Origin of the sequence: Rhodococcus sp. ACPA1 (assembly GCF_002300195.1) — a bacterium.
GTDB classification, from domain to species: Bacteria; Actinomycetota; Actinomycetes; order Mycobacteriales; family Mycobacteriaceae; genus Rhodococcus_F; species Rhodococcus_F opacus.
On record NZ_NSDX01000012.1, the window covers coordinates 244,287 to 261,457 of the forward strand.

The 17,171-nt window shown below is 66.1% G+C and carries 16 protein-coding genes; 4 read left to right on the forward strand and 12 right to left on the reverse strand.

The genetic code is table 11. The features are described 5' to 3' along the window. Nucleotides 1-106 precede the first annotated feature (106 nt). Complete coding sequence (locus CJ177_RS40195; protein ID WP_061044438.1) at nt 107-454, forward strand: GNAT family N-acetyltransferase; 348 nt, start codon at nt 107-109, stop codon at nt 452-454. Here CJ177_RS40195 and nhaA read toward each other — a convergent pair whose 3' ends face one another. Beyond that, nucleotides 455-2,323 carry a Na+/H+ antiporter NhaA gene (nhaA, locus tag CJ177_RS40200; RefSeq protein WP_095870323.1) on the reverse strand — a complete coding sequence of 623 codons (1,869 nt, stop codon included), beginning with the start codon at nt 2,321-2,323 and terminating at the stop codon, nt 455-457. A 321-nt stretch (nt 2,324-2,644) separates the two neighbouring features. Here nhaA and CJ177_RS40205 point away from each other — a divergent pair, with 321 nt between their 5' ends. Then, nucleotides 2,645-4,213 carry a plasmid pRiA4b ORF-3 family protein gene (locus CJ177_RS40205; protein WP_257014914.1) on the forward strand — a complete coding sequence of 523 codons (1,569 nt, stop codon included), beginning with the start codon at nt 2,645-2,647 and terminating at the stop codon, nt 4,211-4,213. 41 nt (nt 4,214-4,254) lie between these two features. Here the strand turns inward: CJ177_RS40205 and CJ177_RS40210 are convergent, their stop codons facing one another. The 3 genes from CJ177_RS40210 to CJ177_RS40225 form a co-directional block, all read right to left on the reverse strand. Beyond that, the gene (locus CJ177_RS40210) at nt 4,255-4,695 is read right to left on the reverse strand and encodes an SRPBCC family protein (RefSeq protein WP_005252560.1); all 441 of its coding nucleotides are present in this window, start codon (nt 4,693-4,695) and stop codon (nt 4,255-4,257) included. A gap of 33 nt (nt 4,696-4,728) precedes the next feature. After that, nucleotides 4,729-5,430: an alpha/beta fold hydrolase gene (locus CJ177_RS40215; RefSeq protein WP_061044435.1), complete on the reverse strand. Its 702-nt coding sequence runs from the start codon at nt 5,428-5,430 to the stop codon at nt 4,729-4,731. Between the two features lie 459 nt (nt 5,431-5,889). Next, entirely contained in the window at nt 5,890-6,876 is a 987-nt protein-coding gene (locus CJ177_RS40225; RefSeq protein WP_095870324.1) for an arabinofuranosidase, read from the reverse strand. Nucleotides 6,877-7,082: 206 nt separating this feature from the next. Here CJ177_RS40225 and CJ177_RS40230 point away from each other — a divergent pair, with 206 nt between their 5' ends. Beyond that, the gene (locus tag CJ177_RS40230; RefSeq protein ID WP_061044433.1) at nt 7,083-7,445 is read left to right on the forward strand and encodes a VOC family protein; all 363 of its coding nucleotides are present in this window, start codon (nt 7,083-7,085) and stop codon (nt 7,443-7,445) included. 55 nt (nt 7,446-7,500) lie between these two features. On the opposite strand, the gene CJ177_RS40235 is transcribed toward CJ177_RS40230, so the two are convergent. The 6 genes from CJ177_RS40235 to CJ177_RS40260 all read right to left on the reverse strand — a co-directional run bounded on the left by CJ177_RS40235 (nt 7,501) and on the right by CJ177_RS40260 (nt 12,488). Then, on the reverse strand, nt 7,501-7,833 hold the full coding sequence (locus CJ177_RS40235; RefSeq protein WP_005252545.1) for a hypothetical protein: 333 nt from the start codon (nt 7,831-7,833) through the stop codon (nt 7,501-7,503). 167 nt (nt 7,834-8,000) lie between these two features. Then, nucleotides 8,001-8,324: a hypothetical protein gene (locus CJ177_RS40240; RefSeq protein ID WP_095870325.1), complete on the reverse strand. Its 324-nt coding sequence runs from the start codon at nt 8,322-8,324 to the stop codon at nt 8,001-8,003. 96 nt (nt 8,325-8,420) lie between these two features. Beyond that, the gene (locus CJ177_RS40245) at nt 8,421-8,900 is read right to left on the reverse strand and encodes a MaoC/PaaZ C-terminal domain-containing protein (protein ID WP_061044432.1); all 480 of its coding nucleotides are present in this window, start codon (nt 8,898-8,900) and stop codon (nt 8,421-8,423) included. 104 nt (nt 8,901-9,004) lie between these two features. Next, nucleotides 9,005-9,547, reverse strand: a complete 543-nt coding sequence (locus CJ177_RS40250) for a hypothetical protein (RefSeq protein ID WP_257014916.1) — start codon at nt 9,545-9,547, stop codon at nt 9,005-9,007. Nucleotides 9,548-9,741: 194 nt separating this feature from the next. Then, nucleotides 9,742-12,090 carry a WXG100 family type VII secretion target gene (locus CJ177_RS40255; RefSeq protein WP_095870326.1) on the reverse strand — a complete coding sequence of 783 codons (2,349 nt, stop codon included), beginning with the start codon at nt 12,088-12,090 and terminating at the stop codon, nt 9,742-9,744. Further along, nucleotides 12,087-12,488 (reverse strand): hypothetical protein, encoded by a 402-nt coding sequence (locus tag CJ177_RS40260; RefSeq protein ID WP_061044429.1) that lies wholly within the window; start codon nt 12,486-12,488, stop codon nt 12,087-12,089. The genes CJ177_RS40255 and CJ177_RS40260 overlap by 4 nt, the downstream gene beginning before the upstream one ends. A gap of 194 nt (nt 12,489-12,682) precedes the next feature. Here CJ177_RS40260 and CJ177_RS40265 point away from each other — a divergent pair, with 194 nt between their 5' ends. Beyond that, complete coding sequence (locus tag CJ177_RS40265; protein ID WP_005252532.1) at nt 12,683-13,903, forward strand: fatty acid desaturase; 1,221 nt, start codon at nt 12,683-12,685, stop codon at nt 13,901-13,903. Nucleotide 13,904: 1 nt separating this feature from the next. On the opposite strand, the gene CJ177_RS40270 is transcribed toward CJ177_RS40265, so the two are convergent. Then, the gene (locus tag CJ177_RS40270) at nt 13,905-15,206 is read right to left on the reverse strand and encodes a glutamine synthetase family protein (RefSeq protein WP_061044428.1); all 1,302 of its coding nucleotides are present in this window, start codon (nt 15,204-15,206) and stop codon (nt 13,905-13,907) included. Then, nucleotides 15,206-17,149 carry an acyl-CoA thioesterase/bile acid-CoA:amino acid N-acyltransferase family protein gene (locus CJ177_RS40275; protein WP_095870327.1) on the reverse strand — a complete coding sequence of 648 codons (1,944 nt, stop codon included), beginning with the start codon at nt 17,147-17,149 and terminating at the stop codon, nt 15,206-15,208. The genes CJ177_RS40270 and CJ177_RS40275 overlap by 1 nt, the downstream gene beginning before the upstream one ends. Between the last annotated feature and the right edge of the window lie 22 nt (nt 17,150-17,171).

Below are 17,171 nucleotides of genomic sequence, written 5' to 3' on the forward strand. Positions count from 1 at the left end.
GTCGCGTCCCCTCTCGGATCGCTGAACTCCTTCGATCATCCACCTCCGCGACGTCCGGGAACACCCGCCGCGCAGTCGGAACCCCGCCGGGCGGCATAGTGGGTTCATGACAGACGACACGCACGACGGCCCCGCACCCGACGTCCGGAACGCCCCCGAACTACACCGATTCGAGGTCCGCGTCGATAGTGAACTGGCCGGGTTCACCGAGTACCTCGACGACGAAAATCAACGGATCTTCTTCCACACCGAGATCGGTGACCAGTTCGCCGGGCGTGGCCTCGCCAGCACCCTGATCCGCAGCGCGCTCACCGAGACCGTCGGGGACGGCAAGCGGATCGTGCCGATCTGCCCGTTCGTCGCCGGCTACCTGAAGAAGCACGACGACTTCGCCGACGACGTCGACCCGGTCACGCCGGCCGCGATCCAGGCGGTGCGGCGTTCGCAGGGTTGATCAGGGTGCGCCGTCGGCGCCGCGAGCCTCTTCGAGCTGCCGGATGAGGGTGGCGGCGTCGTAGGGGCCGCTGTGCCGGGCGAGGTCGGTGCCCGTCGCGCCGAGGTAGAACGTGGGGGTCACCCGGAAATCGCTCGACTCGGCGTCGAGCTCGTCGTCGTCGATGCGGTGAACGTAGGTGCCCCTGCGGATGTCTTCCTCGAACCGGTCCATGTCGAGCCCCAGCTCGGCGGCGTAGCCGAAGATCTCGTCCTCGGCGAGGGCGTCGCTGTTGGCGAACAGGTGGTCGTGCATCTCCCAGAACCGTCCCTGCGCGGCCGCCGCTTCGCTCGCCTGGGCGGCGAAACGCGCGTGCGGATGCACGGCGTCGAGTGGCAGATGCCGGAAGACGTAGCGGAGCTCGTCCCCGAAATGCGCCCGCACGTCCCGGATGCTGCCGGTGGCCTTGCTGCAGAACGGGCACTCGAAGTCGCCGTACTCGACGAGGGTGAGCGGCGCATCCACCGGCCCGCGGAGGTGATCGCGGCCGGTGGCGACGGGCCGGAGCAGGGTGAGCCCGACGGCCTCCGTCGGCGGGTGCACCCAGTCCGACAGCCGGAACAGCGCCCAGCCGAGGACGGTGGCGATGACCGCCGCCGTCAGGACACCCACCCGAGCGTCGTTGGCGAGTTCGGGTGAGTCGATGGCCAGGTCGACGATGAACAGCGAGATCGTGAAGCCGATGCCGGCCAGCGCGCTGCCACCGGCGATCTGTGACAGCGTCAGCCCGGGCGGCAGGCTGCCGGGCCGCAGCTTCGAGAACAGGGCCGTGGCCGCCGTGATGCCGACGAGCTTGCCGACCACCAGGCCGAGCACGAGGCCCCACGCCAGCGGAGACCGGGCCGCGTCCGCGAGGGTCTGCCCGGTGATGACCACACCGGCATTGGCGAGCGCGAAGATCGGGACGACGAGGAACGCCGTGTAGGGCTGGTAGAAGCGCAGAAGCCGCTCGTTGACGGACACCGCGCGCAGCACACCGAGTTGGGCGGCGCGGGCGTAGTCGGAGTTGGGTGACTGCCGGAACGCGCGCGTGAGTTCACCTGCCCGTTCCACCTCGCTGCGCCGCGGCGGATACACGGGCAGGATCAGCGCGATCAACACGCCGACGAGGGTGGGGTGGACGCCGGACTCGTAGAACGCGACCCACGTGCCCGCCGCGACGATGAAGTAGGCGACACCACGCCACACCTCGAGCTTGCGCAACTGGATGATCAGCAGCAACCCGACGCACCCGAGGAGCAGCGGTCCGAGCCGGAGGTTGTCGGTGTAGAAGAAGGCGATGATGGCCAGGGCACCGATGTCGTCGGCGACGGCCAGGGTCAGGAGGAACACGCGCAACCGGGCGGGGCATCGGGGGCCGACGAGTGCCAGTGCGCCCAGCACGAACGCCGTGTCGGTGGAGACGACGACGCCCCACGCACTGGCCTCGGCGCCGCTGGGGTTGAGGATCAGGAACAGGACGGCGGGCAGCGCCAGACCCGCGATCGCGGCGAGAAGTGGGACGGCGGCACGGGCGCGATCGGTGAGTTCGCCGATCGTCAGCTCACGTTTCACCTCTAGCCCCACGACGAAGAAGAACAGCGTCATCAACCCGTCGTTGACCCAGTGCTTCAGGTCGAGGCTGATGCCGTAGTCGCTGATCTGGATGGTCACCGGGGTGTGCCAGAACGACTCGTACGAATCACCGATGTTGGCCCACACCAACGCCAGGATCGTGGCGACGAGGAGGAAACCGGCCGACAGCTTGTCGTCGTCGGTGTCGTCGCGGATCAGGGCCAACCGCGCCGACAGTCGCCGAAGTGTGGTGGGGCTGCTCTGCTCGACCGTCATCTGTCCCCTCGCTCACAGTTTCTGCCGCAGGTCAGCCTAATGCCCCTGCACATGAGCCGCCCCGCTGTCCGATCAACTCCGATCCGGCGGCGCCCAGGCACCTGATCTCGGTCGCGTTATCATCTCGCCATGGGATCGAAGCGGAGTCGAAATCCGGGCCAGAAGCGTGCGGCAAAACAGCAGGCACGCCAACGAAGGAACCGCTCAACAGTCGCACCGCTGTTTCCCGCTTCCGCCGTCGACCCAGCGCTTATCGACAGCTTCGTTCAGTGGCTGCGCAGGGGCGATCTGACCGAGGACGCGGAACTCTTCGCACACCTCGTGGAGTCGACACTCACGAACCTCGCGCACGCCCACCCCGGTTTCCGTGCCACCGGCTGGCTCCCCGCGGACGCGCATACCCTCCTCGATGCCGCTGACGAACTAACCGCAGATAATTCCGAGGACATGGATGACATCGCATTGACGATTGTCGCCTCGGCACTGACGTTCCTCAACTTTCTCGACGAAACTCGGCTGTGGACCAGCACCGAAGAGAACCTCATACATTGCATCGAGGACCTCATCCATTTCGTCGAGCCGCAACCACCCGTCGTCCTTCCCGAAGACATCGCACTACCCGCCGTGGACGAGAAGGACGAACTACGCGCACTCACCTCCCTTCCGCTGATCGCCTCCCTCGTCGCACTCGTGGACTGGGTCGGGAAGGGTGCGGCCGTCACCTCGACCAAGGTGCCCAAACCCGCCTCTATCCCCGGTCTCGCTGACGCGTTGGGTGTCGATCTCGACCTCGACTCGGAGGGGTTTCCGCGTGCGCGCCGAATCCGCTCGATGCGCGACGTGCCCGAGATGCTGACCTACTGGGAAACTGCGGAAGAGATCGGCCTCATCACCGTCAACTCCACACGCGCGGTCCGCGGACCGAACGCGGAGCTGATCGCCGACCGGACGACCCGGGCGCTGCCGTTGATTCGTGCAGCTGTCACCGAATTCGTCCGCAGCCAACTCGTATCGACGCAACATCACCCACTCGACCTCACGCAATTGACCGATGTGGTCGTGACGCAGGTGATCTTGGCGGGGATGACATCGGAGCCGCCTGTCGCCGACTCGGAAGACGCGCCATCCGGCGACGAGCAATCGCTCCTGGATTCCTTCGTCTATGACCGACTGGACAGGCTGGTGGAACAGAAGTGGCTGACCAAGGATGACGCATACCGGGTTCCGGCCGCGCTGCAGCCTGCCGTTCTTCGTGCCGTCCAACTCGCTGGCGCAGAGACCGAGTACGCACTATCCGACATGGTGGATTCGCACGTTACATTGCGGATTTCATTGGAAGGCAACCACATTCCCGTCTGGCGCCGCGTTCGACTCGACGCCTCACTACCGCTTTCCGCTCTCCACGACATCATCCAGTCCGCGTTCGGCTGGGAAGACTGCCATCTACACGAGTTCTCTGCCGGGCCCGCGTACTCAGGCGGCAGAGTATTCATTCCGAATGAAGACTTCGCGCACCGCGACCTCGTAGGCCCCGCCGTCGCGGAGGAAGAGGTCCCCGTCGGTTCGCTGCTCAGCTCGGTCGGCGACCGTCTCACCTACCTGTACGATTTCGGTGACGACTGGATCCATCACATCGTCGTCGAATCGGTCGACAACCCCGCTCCCGAATCCCCTGTAGCGCTATGCCTCGACGGGCGCAATATGGCGCCGTACGAAGATTCCGGCGGTCCGTGGGGCTGGGCGAACATGATCGAAGCCAGCGCTGACCCGCATCACCAAGACCACTCGGAGATTCGGGACTGGCTGGGTCTGCGCCCCGATCAGCAACTCGATCCGACATCGTTCGATCGAGACGGGATCAATGAGGCCTTCGCGACGTTGTTCGGGTAGAGCGTCTGGCGGGTGTCCGCGCAGCACGCGCGGACCCCGACTCAGACATAGTTCTCGAGAACGAACTTGGTGAATCCCTTGCGGATCAATCGCACGGCCTGCTTCTGCCCCTGACGCAGCACGGACTTCGGCACCCACACCTTCGGCTCGACCGACATGGTGAGGTGCACCGACGTCCCGCGCGGGGTGGGGGTCAGCCGATACTCCCCTTCCTGGCACTTCTGCTTCTCGCTCTCGAGGAGGGTCCACGACATCTGCTCGTCCCCGAGCCACTTGTGCTCGGCCAGCTGCGTGTCCGCGACGCCGAGGACGGCGAGCGTCATCCGCACGGTGCGGGGGCGTCCGTCGTCGAATCGGGACTCGACGACCACCTTCTTGTGCACCACCGACCACTCGGGGATGCGTTCGACGTCCGCCAGCGCGGCCATCACCTGCTCCTGGGGCGCCTCGATCTCGAACTCGCCCGATACCGACAACGCCATCGATTGCTCTCCTTCTCGTCGGATGTACATGCCCTAGAGTTCGGACGCGTAGCGCTCCAGCATGGCAGCAAGATCGCCGGGCCGCGCGAGTGCCGCCAGATGGCCCGTGTCGATGACCTCCGGTGCGATGCCCAGTCGCTCCCGGACGATCCGCTGCATGAAGTCGAGCGGGAAGAGCCGATCGCGCCTCCCGGCGACGACCCGCGTCTTCACGTGCGGCCACGCGTCCGCCTGCCACACCGTCTCGAACGGGGTGTTCGACATGACGGGCGCCTCCTGGCCGAACGCCTCCTCGGTGACGTCGTCGGGCACGTCGTGGAAGAACAGCACCCGCAGGTCGTCGGGCGCGTCCGGGTCGCGGCCCTCCAGCACGTCGAACGCCCGTTTCGCCTCCGGCTGACCGGTGGTCTCCCACCACTGCCCGGGTGCCTCCCCCGGCGCGGGCAGCATCGGTGCCAGGAGAACCAGCAGGTCGACGTCGACCTCGCCGCGCTGACAGACGATCGCGGCGGTGAACGCGGACATCGACTGCGCGACCAGCACGATCGCCCCCTCGACGTCCTCGACCGCATCGACGACGACGTCGGCGAACTCGTACTGGCCCGCGTCGTCGTCGCCGTACGGAAGGTCGACGGCGATCACCGAGTGCCCGCTTCCCTCCAGGATCGGTGCGACGCGGTGCCAGTACCACGAGTCCGAGCCGGCGCCGGGCAGCAGAACGAAGGTTGCGGGCATCTCGACTCATCTCCTGTTTCCGGGACACGAACGGTCGAGTCGAGCCTAAGCGCTACGTGCGCGGGAATGCGCGCCCGAACAAACTTTGCCACTCACCTGCGGGGACCTGAAACGGAAGCGCCGCCGAGGGCGATACATCCAGTAGGTCGGTCAAGAAGGTCCGATCGTGCCGGGATCCACCACACGTTTCGAGAACCGAGCTGACATGTTCACCAACCATCTCTTCGGCGGAATGACCGAACAGGAAATCGACATCGAGATCGCCGACGAGCTGGCGGCCTGACGTAGCTCCCCCCGCACGCGAGTGGCGATGTGCACCCCGGCACGCTGCGCCACTCACCTACGAGTTACGTTCACGCTCAACACCGGTCGGCCGGTGAACCCTTCCGCACAGCGTATCGGTGTCGTTGTGCTTCGCGGTTGCCGCCGTCGACGGCGGCGGCGTCGCGGGAGTCGTCGTTATGCCGGCTCTCTCATCACGCCGACGTGGCGCACCGTCCCGGAAAGGCCTGGGAGCTCTTGCACGGGTGACCAGGTGCGCAGCCCGTCGGTGCTGTCGGAATAGAGATACTTTCCTTCGGTATAGGCGTCGAGATATATCCGCCAGGCGCCGCTCGGCAACTGAACCAGGGCTGGGCCCTCCACCAGCGAGCCCCAATTTCCAGGCGGGACGAATGAATAGGGTCCCGTCACCGACGACGCGACCGCGTGCTCGACGACCTTCTTCGTCTCGTTCTTGGTAAACGCATGGTAGGTCGATCCCACCTTGACCACGGTGGTGTCGATGTGGTCCGCGCCGATCCCGGCGAGCGGAACAGGCGGGCTCCACAACCTGAGCGATGGTTCCAGCGCCGTCATCAGATACGGCACGAATCCTCCACCGGTCGACATCGACAGGATGACGTTGACGCGGTCGCCGTCCACGAACCATTCGGGTGCCCAGGCCTTGGTGGTGAACGGCGACAGCGACGGTCCGTCGCTGAACCCGGCCGACCCCGAGGAACCCGGCGGGCTCGCTGAGCCCGTTCCGTCTCCCGTGCCCGGCAGGAAGGCGCAGCAGAACGGGACCGGCCAGGCCCCAAGGAACTTCCAGTCCATGCGGTCACTGCTGCGTGCGAAGCCGATGTTCGCCCCGTCGATCGTCGTGTAGGTGAGGTAGTAGAACCCGTCCGTGTGCCGGAAGATGCTCGGGTCACGCACCACCCCTGACGGAGGACGATACGCAGACAGTCGGAGGGGCTGGAACCCCGTGCCGTCCTCCGATTCGTATACATCCAGGTCGCGGTCGCTGACGTTGCTGAACGCCACCATCGTGGTTCGCCAGGCGAGCGGCGCGGCGCCGCTGCTCCCCGGGTCTGCGACCAGCAAGCCTGCGACAGCGAGCATCACCATCGATATGGCGGAAAAGCAGGTTCGTTTGGGCAGCATCACCGGTGCAGTATCCATCACAGCAGGCGCACCCTGCGTAACTTTGGCAGCAGGCTGCAGAACTGTACCGACGGCGGTGCAGTGTTGCCGTAGACGAGCCCGAGGGTGCCACCCGCAGCAGCGGCGATCAATACTCCTGCGGCGCGGTCGGTCTACGCGCGAGCCTTATGCGTGACTTCATCTCGGCGTAGCGTCACGGGGACACTGTCGACGGAGGAGTGCTCATGTCGGGCGAACTGTCATTCTTCGAATTGGGTGTGGCCAACACCGAGCAGGGCCGAAAGTTCTACTCGGCGTTGTTCGGCTGGGAATTCGAGTCCGGGCCCGGCGGGTCGGGTTACTCCATCAACACACCGAACGTCCCAGGCGGGATCCACGGCGGCGACGAGGGCGCCGGCCCGTATGTCTTCTTCCGGGTGCCGGACCTCGACGCCGCGGTCGAGCAGGTGCTGGCGCTGGGCGGCACCATCGATGCCGTGGACCTGGGCGAAGACCCCGAGTCGGTGGCGAAATTCGGGCGGTTCAAGCTGTGCCACGACGACCAGGGTTCCTCCTTCGGACTGCACGAACCGCCCTCCGGCAACTGAATCAGCGCGCCCCGGAACGGAGACTCCCGGGGCGCGCTGATTCGGATCGGTCGGTTTACGGCTCGTTCGGCGAGTCGCCTCCGCCCTCGTCACCGCTGTAGGTGGCCGGTTGCGGCAGACCGTCCTCGGGTCCGTCGCACCAATTGTCGTACTGGTTGTACGGGTCCGTGCCCCATGCGGGGACATTGTTCTCGTACGGTTCCGCCCAGTCGTCGCAGCCGGCCGGGCCGGTCGGCGGAACACCAGGAGGCAGTGGTGCAACCGTGTCCGGTGCGCGAACCGGTACGACCGCCGAGTCGAGCGCGTCACCCCAGGCGACACCGGATGTTCCCAAACCGATCGAGGCCGCGAACACAGCGACCGCAGCCAATCTCGAGCCGACCTTCATCGTTGCCTCCCATAGGTGAATAACGCTGCCTAAGGGCTGTACCCAAAGACACCGTAAACAATCCTCGAAGAGCGAATTTCGTGAATGAAATTTGACGGACGGTCGGTTTCAGTTCACGACCGGCCTACACGACAGCCAAATGCCTCGTGCGAACATTCACCGTCGAATCAGGGATTGACCGTCCGGCCCTGCTGGTCATTGACCGGCGGCTGCTGCGCGGAAAGTCCGTCCTCGGGGCCGTCGCACCAGTTGTCGAATTGGTTGTACGGATCGCTGCCCCATTGCGGCACATTGTTCTCGTAGGGTTCCGCCCAGTCGTCGCATCCGATCGGACCGTTCTGAGGGAAGCCGGGTGGCATCGGTTGAATGACGTCCGGTCGACGCACCGGCACCGCCGAGTCGAGACTGCCGCCCCAGGCGACACCGGATGCTCCCAATCCGATCGAAGCCGCGAATACTGCCACCGCGGCCACTCTCCTGCCCATTCTCATGACTGCCTCCCGTTGATTACCTGGCCTCTCGGGGCGGTACCCAGAAACCCGGAAAACAATCCTCGAGGAGAGTGTTTCGTCCAAGAAATTCGACGATCAGTCGGTTTCCGGGCTGCAGCGCATGTACATCTCGGTCACCGAGGTCAGGACCTGCTTGCCCGACCCGTTGAGAATCTCCGCCGCGACCGTCACCAAGGCCCGTCCGCGATCGTCAGGCGTCACCTCCTCCACGACCAGCTTTCCGGTGAGCACATCACCCGGCTTCACCGGCCGGAGGAAGTTGACGTCGCGCATCCGCACCCCGGCAATGACGCTCCAGCCTGCATAAAGAGTGGTCGCGGACAGTCGCTGACACACTGCGATCGTGTGCACACCACTCGCGATGAGCCCACCGAAATAGCCGCCATCTGCAGATTCACGGTCGATGTGAAACGACTGCGGATCCCACTGCCCCGCGAACTCGACCAGTTCTTCCTCCGTCACCGTGTACGAGCCCAGCTCGAACTTCTCGCCCACCCGGAGGTCGTCCGCATAAACGACGTCACATTTGCTGTCCACTACCAACCGTCCGATCATTCGCCCACGCCTCCACCGAACACGGAGGCTGACGTCGAGGATATGACCGGACGACGGCGGCGGTGACAGTGCCCTTCCGCCGACGGTGGCGGTGGCGGTGGCCGTCAGTTCTCGTCGTAACGCGGCCAGCCCGGATACGGAGCAAGCGTCGGGTAGGGAGTGTCGTGGGGGAGGTTCGCCTTCTGCGGTCGCACATCCCTGGCATCGGGCATGCGCGAGTCACACTCCGCGTATGCGTTCTGATCGCGCGCGCCTTTTACGTGCTCAGCCAGCGTCCAACCATCGAAGACATTGATGGTGGGCGCACGTTCCGGTCCGGAGGAATTTGCCGACGTCGCGGACACCTCATTCGGTGCGATCACCTCCACGGTCTCCGCATTCACATACTTCGACCCGACGTTGTAGAACTTCCCGTCCTCACCCACTTCCATCACCGAGTAGTCGCCCGTGCAGATCGTGGCAAACCAACCGCGCTCGGTCTTCGTCATCCACATCAAGTGTTGGAACTGGGTGCCGACGTATCGCCGTTCAGTCGGGTCGACGGGGTGGTCGAAGTCGGCTCGCTTGTGCTGGGGAACCGCCTCGGCGAATCCCGGATATGCGGCTGAGAGAGCGCTGGCGTCGATCGCTAGGTAGTAGGACTCCACATACGCACGAATGACCGTCGCCTGCCGGCTGTACAGATCGATGCCAGGGTCAGCGGACCACCGATAGTTGAAACCCATGTTGCCGGGAACCGAGTAGGCCGAGGACGACTCGACCGCTGGGGGCTCCGGCTCACTCGATCCGCATCCCGCTGCCAGCACGGATGTCGTGACCGCTATCGCAATACAACTTCTTTTCACTGGCCGTGCGTCGCATTCTGAACGTATTCGCGCCCTGCGTTCAGTTGGTCTATGAACTCACCCAATCCCGTGTATCCCGATTCGATGATGTAGCTGGAAAGGTTCGCACCGAGTACTGGGAGATTCGAAGCGGGGCGGTCGCCTGCAATCTCGTCGTATGACAGCAAGGCGCCATTCTCACCGTCGCGAAATCTGTCCAGACCCTCGTATGGATCCAGCACTCCACCATTCGCCGACTGGATCCCCAGGGCAATTTGGTAGTACTGCTTCGCAAGGTGCGACTCGTCGGAGAACTGAGTGTTCGGCTGCGCAGTATTATCGGGTACCGCTCCCATAACCGCACTCTTGAACGCCGGATCAGCGAGATCGATCCCACTCGAAATCAGAGGACCGGCACCCGGAATGAATTCGACGCCTTTGCTCACCACTGTTCTGATGGTGTCGTAGGCGACGCCTTTGTTCTCGAAACCTGAATTATTACTTGATGATTCATCCCCAGATCGGTCCCCGAACTCGAGATCGAATCCTTTATCCACTACGCCCTGAATGCTTCCTGCCCACCATCCATATTGATCGTGCGAGATCTGTGGAGCATGCGAATCCAACGCCCACGCCTGCTCGAGCTGAGCCGACATTCCGAACGCCTGCGCGTTGAAGTAGCTCGCCGCATCGGCATTGGAGTCGATCACCGAGAAGAGGCGGGGCGCGTTCTCGAGACCGAATTCGCCGCCTGTCGAGCTGGTGAAACCCGAAGTGCCGGCGAGGTCGCCGGGCACCCCCACCATGTTGCCGATGTAGGGAGCAAGCGTTGTCCCCAACGCCTGCGTGATTTCGGGGTTCACCTCACCGATTGCCTGCCCCGAAATTCCCGGGATGTCGAGCAGTTCGGCGTCTTTCGCGGCGAGGATTTGTGCGAGGCCGAATGCCGATTCGCCGACTTGTGTCGACCGGAATATTTCGCCGGGGTCGGACGGATCGGAGGGCCGGGCGTCGTCGGCGATCCAGTCGAACATCGCGGCGACGTTCTGTTCGCCGCCGTCGGACCAATCGCGTTGGAGCAGGTGCATGATGACGTCGTCGCGGTTGTAGCCGGCCGGCATGCCTTCGCCGGACAGGATGTTGTGGACGGCGGCATGGTCGCGGCCACCGACGCCGACCATGTCCTGCAAGAGGGTGTCGACGCTGTCGCGGCCCAGAGCGTTGTGGTCGAAGGAGTCCCCGATCAGAAGACTCTTGTCGTTGGTGGCCGAGGCGATCTCCCCGGCACGGGAGAGGAGGCTCTCGCTCAGCTCACTGCCCTGCTGCACGGCCGGGTCCGCGAGACCGAAGGCTTTGGTGAAGCGTGCCAGGTCGTCGCCGTTGTTGACGACCACCGACGGTTGCGGCGCGTCGTGCGCACCCTTCGTCAGGTTGCCGGTCGACGTCACCGGGCCCTCGAACAGTCCTCGAAGACCTTCCGGAATGTGGCTCTGACCGCCGACGTCGCCGCTGGCACTACCGACGTTGTAGTTCGACACCACGGCGAGGCCGTTGGACAGCGCGCTCGCGGCCTCGGTGCGGCCGTTCTCGCTGTACTGCTCGGACAGGGCGAGGAAGCCGTCCTTGCCGGCCGCGGTATAGAACTGCTGCAGGAAGTCGATCGTTCCCTGTGGAAGATCGGTGACCTTGCCGCCGTCGGCCAGCGTCTGCACTTGTGCGGGAGTAAGTCCCGCCGCCGCGATCTCCCGGGCAACACGGTCACGCACGTCCTGCGGAATATCGGAACCGCCTCGCGCGACCTGCTCGCCCAGCGCCGTGCCCTCGTGCCCCGACAGACCCGTGGTCGCCGGGGCACTCGCCGCCACCGCGCGCAGCGCGTCCCGGATCGCCGTCGCCATGTCCCGATCGGCATTGTCGAGTTCCGTCAGCGCTCCACCGAGTTGGCTGCGCCAGTACTCCATCAGCTCGGCATGCTCGGCGGCTTCGGCCTCACTCATCGTGCTCGGCGGGCTGACGATCTGCCAGTCGTCGGAGACGGTGAATCCGTCGATTGCCGCCTTGTCGATCACGGTGGCGACGTAGTCCCGCGCATGACCGAGGCGATCGGCCCCACCGACGAGCGCGTGCGACAGATCCTCCAGATCGTCTGCGAGCCGACGGATTTCCGTGCGCTCACTGTTCGCCCGCTGCTCGGCGGCCGCCTGCGCCGGACCGCGCCAGTCGTCGTGCCGGCCCAGATCCGCGACAGCACGCTGGACGTCGTCCGCCCGGCCCCGTGTGTCCTCGGCGGTCCGTCCGATCTCCTCGCCCGCCAGTGTCAGATCCCGCGGGTTCCAGACGTGCAGTTGCGACCGACGCGGAATCACATCTCCCCCATCGCCGACAGCTGCGACGCGAACGACGTGTCGGTGGCCTCGTAGTTCTCGGCCCCGTCACCCGCGATGAACGCCATCTCGTCGATGCGACCGGCCGCGACTCCCAGCGCGGACGCGAGGATGTCGCCGGCGTCCTGGCACGCCGCCGCGGTGTCGGATCCCTCGACGGCCCGCACCGCGTGTTCGAAGCTGCGCCGGCGACCCAACGCCTCGACCTCACGGGCGATGACGCCGAGTGCGGTGGACATCGCACGCAGCATGTCGGGGTCGACCTTGACGACCGCGACGGCCGGTCCGCCGAGCACCGGCGCCAGCCCGGGGACGGCCAGCGGAGGCTGCGTCGCACCGGTCCCGTCCAGCGACGCGATGACACTTTCCGGCCATGTCATATCGCCCTCTGACATCGAATTCTCCCCCTGCTATCCGCATCGAGATCCACCCCCGGACCCGGGTCACCGACACGCTCGGCGACCGTGGAGAGAATAGCGGACGCCCTCATACGGACGTGTGACCACAACACGGTTGCGCAACGGTTGGGCGGATTCGCAGATTGAGAATCGGGTGAACCGGGTATCGAGACCAGATGGCCATCACCGATATCAAGGAGTACAGCCACCTCACCGATGCGGATGTGGAGGCGCTGGGCGCGGAACTCGATGCGATCCGGGCAGACATCGAGGAGTCCCGCGGCGCCCGCGACGCGCGGTACATCGACCGGACGATCAAACTGCAGCGGTCGCTGGCGATCGCGGGCAGAGTCGTCCTGTTCGGCAGCCGGAAGAGACCGGCGTGGATCCTCGGTACCGCCTTGATGGGTGCGGCGAAGATCATCGAGAACATGGAACTCGGCCACAATGTCATTCACGGCCAATGGGATTGGATGAACGATCCCGAGATCCACTCGTCGAACTGGGAGTGGGACAACACGTGCCCGTCGTCGGGGTGGAAGCACTCGCACAACTACGTCCATCACAAGTTCACCAACATCGTCGGTCTCGACAGCGACGTCGGTTACGGGATCCTGCGCATGACCCGCGACCAGAAGTGGTCGCCGGTGTACCTGGCACAGCCGTTCTACAACGTGCTGCTGGCGTTGCTGTTCGAGTGGGGTGTCGCGCTTCACCACCTGGACGTGGAAAGCATCCGGCGCGGCGACTACGACCGCGCCGAAACCCTCCGCAACGCCAAAGAGGTGGGACGTAAGATCGCGCGGCAGGTCGGCAAAGACTACGTGGTGTTCCCGGCGCTGACCGGCCCGGCATGGAAGAGCACGCTGACGGCGAACATCACCGCCAACGTGATCCGCAACCTGTGGGCCTACGGTGTCATCTTCTGCGGCCACTTCCCGGACGGCGCGGAGAAGTTCACCAAGGAGGAATTCGAGAAGGAGACCAAGGCCGAGTGGTATCTGCGCCAGATGCTGGGCTCCGCCAACTTCAACGCCGGCCCGGTGCTGGCGTTCATGAGCGGCAACCTCTGCTACCAGATCGAGCACCACGCGTTTCCCGACCTGCCCAGTAACCGCTACGCCGAGATCGGCGTGAAGATGCGGGAACTGTGCGACAAGTACGACCTCCCCTATACGACGGGTTCGCTGCCCCACCAGTACGGACTCACCCTCCGCACCATCTTCAAGCTCGCCCTGCCCAACCGCTTCCTGTCGGCGTCCGCGGACGACGCACCGGAGACGGCGTCGGAACTGCGTTTCCGCATCCGGGGCGGGATGAAGGAAGTGTTCGGGGTCGATCCCGCGACCGGGAAGCGGCGCGGGCTGCGCACGGCGCTGGCGATGATCCGCAACTGAATCAGGACGTCCACGCGTACCGGAAGCGTTGCGCGACCTCGTCGACCGGTTTCTCCCGGTATTCGGCGTGCTCGTAACCCTTGACCGCCGCGAGCGCTTCCATGATCAGCGGTCCGAACAGATTGCGCGCGAGGGCCGACGACTCGAACGTTCCGAGCACGTCGGACGGCAGGGTCGGGAGGAGATCGACGGCGTGGGCGCCGGTCAGGTCCGCGGGGTCGATCGACACCTCGTCCGGGAGGGGAAGCGCACCGGCGATGCCGTCGTGGGCGGCGCCGAGAATGGCGGCGCTGCTCAGATACGGGTTCGCGGACGGGTCGATGGGTTTGATCTCGAGGTTCGCGCCGTGCGGGTTCCCGGCGGTGTCCGCGCAGAGGCGGACGGCTGCCTCGCGGTTCTCCAGGCCCCAGCAGCGGAACACCCCCGACCACATGCCCGGGCGTAACCGCAGGTGCGACAGCGCCGACCCGGCGAGAACGGCCGTGAACTCGGGTAGCGCCCGCAGAATCCCGGCGACCGCGGCGCCACCGGCAGGAGTCAGTCCGTGCGGGCCCGGGCCTCCCGACAGGATCGGCAGGTCACCCTCGGTGAACGACACGTGCTGGTGGGCACCGTTTCCCGCCCCGCCCGCGACGGGCATGGGTGAGAACGACGCGCGGAGTCCCTGGGCACGCGCGATCCGGCTGATCAGGGCGCGGGCCAGCACTGCGTTGTCGGCCGCCTCGACGGGATCCGCGGGGGCGAGCGACACCTCGAATTGGCCGAGCCCGGCCTCGGCGTGGACCTGTTCGATCGGCAGGGCGGCCGTCGATGCCGCCGCGAGCAGGTGCTCGAAGAATTCTTCTTGCGTGAGAACGGCATTGAGGCCGTAGGCGGACCATTCTTCGGTGGTCGCCGCGTCGAATAGCGCGAACTCGATCTCGTGGCCGATTCGTGCGGTCAGCCCGGACTCCGCCAGCCGCGCCGTCACCCGCCGCAGCGCGCCCCGGGTGCAGGCGAGCGACGGCGTCCCGTCCTGCTCGGTCAGGCACGCCGGCGCCCAGTACGTGCCGTTGCCCAGGTCTCGCACGTCGTCGCCGTCGACACGCAGCCGGAGGTCGCCCACCACGGAGAAGGACGGCGTGAATGCGAGGTGGTCGTCGACGCAGAACACAGTCCAGCTCGGCGATGCGCCTGCTCCGGAGTCGACGAAGGTGGACAGTCTCGAGATCGGCAGCACCTTCGCCCGGGAGACCCCGGCCATGTCGACGATCGAGCCGACGATGCGGTCCGTGTGGTCGAAACCATCCTCCGCGCCGCTCATCAGGCCCTCGCCACTGCGGTGGTCCGCGCGAGGAAGCCGAGCACGCTGTGCACCGATTCGCGTTGCGCCCGGCCCTGACCTGCGCCCTCGCCGCCGAACGCGATGCCGCCGGTCCATTGCGCGTCGGCGGGGAACATTCCGAGGCGGAGGAGGTGGCCGGCGCCGTCGAACGTCCGGTGTTCGTCGCGGGTGCCGGATCGACGCGCGAGAAGTGCCGTGGCCATCTCGTCCGACGGCCACAGCTGGTCGTCCGCACCGGTCAGACACAGCACCGGTGTGGTCGCGTGTTCCGACCGCAGCGTCGCCTCGGCCGGTGCGGCCACGAGCCCGGCCCGGTAGGCGGCACCCAGGCGCAGCAGGCTCGGGCGGTGCGCGGTGACGTCGTGGTGCGCCCGCCACGCGTTGCGGATCAGCTGGGGCATCAGCGTCCCACCCGGCAGCGGCGCCCACGGCACGGGCCGGCCGTGCCACGTCCACGACGGGGTGTCGGCGATCTCGCCGTCGGGGCCGATCGCCTGCCACGACACCGAACTCGGGCTGATCAGGATAAGCCCGGCGACGGGGAGGTCGCCGACGCACGCAGACGCCAACAGACCCTCCGCACCGCGCGAAATGGCCATCGCGGTCAGGCGGTTCGCGTCCACCGACGGCTGCGCTCGCAGCGCCTCGACCGCGGACGCGAACCGCTCGAGCGGAACGTTCACCAGCGTCGCGTCGGTGTTCGATTCGTCCACCCACGAATAGGCCAGTGCGGCATACCCGTTGGCGGCCAGCATTCCGACGGTGGAACGTTGGGAGTCGACGCCGCCCTCCGAGCCGCCGAAGCAGGCGACGCCCGGCCACCCGCCGCTCGGAGCGTCGCCGGCCGGCAGTGCGAGCAGGGCCGGCCGGTTGCCGACATCGAGGGAACGGACGGACACTCCGGGGGCGCTCACGTGACGCGTCACCGTCCGCCGCGACGTTCCGTCCGGAGTGCTCACCTCGACGGTGACCAGCCAGGCGTCGGGCGGCGCCACGAAGAGGTCGGGAACCCGGCCCTCGGACACGAAACGCATGGCCCACAGCGGCGCGTCCGCATCCGCCACGTCCCAGTCACCGTGGTCCGGAACCTGTCGGGCGACGTCGACGATTCCGTCGGCCGGGACGGTGAACGTGGCCTCCGACCGCCACTGTCCACCGAACAGGTCGGTTCCGGTGGTGCGGACGGTCACCGACGATCCGGGCCGGGCGCCGCGGACGATCAGCGAGAACGCCTCGTCGTGACGCGACGACGCCGGAACGTCGAGTTCGAGGGACCCCGCCGACAGATCCGCGGCCGGCGCGGGTTGCTCGGTGACCGCGGGCTCCACCGAAGTGTGGGTCTCCAGCAACTGCGACCGCTTCTCGAACCATCCGGGGAACACCGCGGACACGAGGCCCGCGACGCCCATTAGGGTGAACGGCAGCACCCAGTAGCAGACGACGGACAGGGTGTCGCCGGCGTCGCGCATGGTGGCGTCGCCGTCGACGATCGGCGGGATCAGCGAGAACACGGTCATCAGTCCGAACGCGGCCACCCACATCCACGTCATGGCCGTGGTGATGTATCGGAAGCCGCCGCTCGCCGCCGTCCGGGCGTCCACGGTTGCCGCCGCGTACTCGCGCACGAACGGCCGCCCGATCAGAGGGCCCACCGCCGCGATCGCGAACAACCCGAAGTTGCTGACCGGCTGAAGCCAGCGCTCGAGGACGGCGTCGTCCAGGGTGAGTGCCGCGATCAGCAGCAGCGCGAAAACGGCGACGGTGCCGACCTCGAGGGTCCGCCACGGCTGGCCCCGTAACCGTTGCAACACCTGGCCAATCGCCGCGATACCGAACGCGATCGCGACGGCAGCGACGAATCCCGTGTTGCCCACCAGGATCCAGTAGACGATCCACGGTGCGAATCCGATGATGAATCCCATTGCACTGCCCCACTGGTCGACT

Coding starts and splice junctions, on each gene's coding strand:
- CJ177_RS40195 (WP_061044438.1), top strand. CDS start 107: ATGACAGACGACACGCACGACGGCCCCGCACCCGACGTCCGGAACGCC.
- nhaA (WP_095870323.1), bottom strand. CDS start 2,323: ATGACGGTCGAGCAGAGCAGCCCCACCACACTTCGGCGACTGTCGGCG.
- CJ177_RS40210 (WP_005252560.1), bottom strand. CDS start 4,695: ATGGCGTTGTCGGTATCGGGCGAGTTCGAGATCGAGGCGCCCCAGGAG.
- CJ177_RS40215 (WP_061044435.1), bottom strand. CDS start 5,430: ATGCCCGCAACCTTCGTTCTGCTGCCCGGCGCCGGCTCGGACTCGTGG.
- CJ177_RS40225 (WP_095870324.1), bottom strand. CDS start 6,876: ATGGATACTGCACCGGTGATGCTGCCCAAACGAACCTGCTTTTCCGCC.
- CJ177_RS40230 (WP_061044433.1), top strand. CDS start 7,083: ATGTCGGGCGAACTGTCATTCTTCGAATTGGGTGTGGCCAACACCGAG.
- CJ177_RS40235 (WP_005252545.1), bottom strand. CDS start 7,833: ATGAAGGTCGGCTCGAGATTGGCTGCGGTCGCTGTGTTCGCGGCCTCG.
- CJ177_RS40240 (WP_095870325.1), bottom strand. CDS start 8,324: ATGAGAATGGGCAGGAGAGTGGCCGCGGTGGCAGTATTCGCGGCTTCG.
- CJ177_RS40245 (WP_061044432.1), bottom strand. CDS start 8,900: ATGATCGGACGGTTGGTAGTGGACAGCAAATGTGACGTCGTTTATGCG.
- CJ177_RS40260 (WP_061044429.1), bottom strand. CDS start 12,488: ATGACATGGCCGGAAAGTGTCATCGCGTCGCTGGACGGGACCGGTGCG.
- CJ177_RS40265 (WP_005252532.1), top strand. CDS start 12,683: ATGGCCATCACCGATATCAAGGAGTACAGCCACCTCACCGATGCGGAT.
- CJ177_RS40270 (WP_061044428.1), bottom strand. CDS start 15,206: ATGAGCGGCGCGGAGGATGGTTTCGACCACACGGACCGCATCGTCGGC.
- CJ177_RS40275 (WP_095870327.1), bottom strand. CDS start 17,149: ATGGGATTCATCATCGGATTCGCACCGTGGATCGTCTACTGGATCCTG.